At 45.3% G+C, this 1,854-nt stretch carries 2 protein-coding genes; one reads left to right on the forward strand and one right to left on the reverse strand.

The features are described from left to right. The first annotated feature begins 72 nt into the window (after positions 1-72). A complete protein-coding gene (locus DP116_RS28095; RefSeq protein ID WP_169158233.1) occupies positions 73-327 on the forward strand; it encodes a hypothetical protein in 255 nt (84 codons plus the stop codon). A gap of 448 nt (positions 328-775) precedes the next feature. Here the strand turns inward: DP116_RS28095 and DP116_RS28100 are convergent. Continuing rightward, a partial coding sequence (locus DP116_RS28100) for an FGGY-family carbohydrate kinase (RefSeq protein WP_169158234.1) occupies positions 776-1,854 on the reverse strand: 1,079 nt, incomplete at its 5' end.

Below are 1,854 nucleotides of genomic sequence, written 5' to 3' on the forward strand. Positions count from 1 at the left end.
TTTTGACAAAGAGTGTTTTTTTGTGTTAGGAATTGCTTCGGTAATATTTATAACAGATGCAACGGCAAATAAATGAAAAACACAACTCTAAACTCACAACACCACCAACCCGAACTAACAAACTCACAACACACACTGACCTGTTGTGTGAATTCTGGTGGTTCGCACCTGAGTGAACTCTCCGATTCGGAACTGCTCTTGGTTGTTGGTGGTGGGAACTGGAATCAGCCTCCTCAAAAAGAAAGATTCCTAAACCTTTTTTGGGCGGCTGTTAACTGGGCCAACTTCAATGGGCCAACTTCAAATCGTGGCAACCAGTTGGGATAGGGGTACTCTGCATTCTACCAAGGAGTGCATCAAATGCACACGGTTCTGTTAGCTTGGATAAACTTCTCTACCACAACTGCCACTTCCGGGCACTTGAATACCTAGCACTCGCTGTGCTCAAAGTCAAAAGTCAAAAGTCAAAAGTCAAAAAAGACTCTTACTTTTGACTTTTGATTTTTGATTTTTGAATTCCCCGCAGGGGCTGCTTCCCCAATTCGACTTGCTGGCTGGTTTGGCTTTTGGTTTATATCTTTGGCAAAAACCTCGATACTCAGATCTTGCATCTGCTTTTTCGTCCACCAAGAAATAAATTTCTTGGCTCAGAGCTACTGTAAGCTAAAGCTCACTGGATATACTTCAGTCCGTTTTAACGGACTTTGGCTATGAGCCTTGAACTTGAGTTCAAGGCGTACTCACCAGTGAGGTGCAAGATCTGAGGATACCGTTGCTATCCCCTCATCGCCAACAACGCCGTCCCATAAGCCGCTTCCATATTCACAGACTGCACCATAGGAACTTGCAAAATCCGCTTTCTAATCGCCCTCCAAGTAGGATTCGCCGCACCACCACCAGCAGTATAAACTTGGGTTAATCGGTCAGCTCCCAATTCTTGCAGTAATTCATATCCTCTTGCTTCTATCCGAGCAATGCTTTCTAGCAACCCATGCAAAAATTCTACATTACTAGCTGGACGCGGTTCCAGTCTTGGCAATAAATTTGAGTCATTTATCGGAAAGCGTTCCCCAGATTTCAACAACGGATAATAATCCAACTCGCTGACTTTTGACTCATCGATTTCACAACTCAAGCTTTCTAATTCACTTTTGGTAAAAAATTGCTGTAGCACTGCACCTCCTGTATTGGAAGCACCGCCAGTCAGCCATAACCCCCCCTCTGTCCCCCCCTTGTCAAGAGGGGGAAGGCGATGGCTATAAATTCCGTACCTCGAATCTTCCACGCGGGTATGACTCAACAGCTTCAGCACCAGTGTTGAACCAAGCGAAGTCACTGCTTCACCAGGGAGTTTGGCACCACTGGCAAGAAAAGCTGCAATACTGTCAGTTGTCCCAGCACACACGATACAATCTCGACGAAACTCGAATTGATCCGCAATCTCAGAGCGTAATTCACCAATCGGAGTTCCAGGAGTTATTACTTTTGGTAGATGAATTTTTATTTTTAAGTTTTCTAGCCATTCTGGGTATTTCAACTCTTCCACGTCATAACCCAGCTTTAATGCATTGTGGTAGTCAGTAATACCCAACTGTCCATGCAGGAGAAATGCTAGCCAATCTGCTTGATGCAGAAAATATCTGGCTTTAGGAAAAGAGGGCAATCGCGACATCCACAGAAGTTTAGCAAGGCTGGAAGTAGCACTTAATACTGTATGATTTGCCGGCGCTATGCTTCTTAACTCTTCGCTCACCACTGCTCCCCGTGCGTCGTTGTACAGCAGGGGTACGTCTACAGGTTTCCCCGCAGCATCACACAGCAGAACTGTGGAAGACGTACCGTTGATCGCAATTG

Source organism: Brasilonema bromeliae SPC951 (assembly GCF_012912135.1).
Classification (GTDB): Bacteria; Cyanobacteriota; Cyanobacteriia; order Cyanobacteriales; family Nostocaceae; genus Brasilonema; species Brasilonema bromeliae.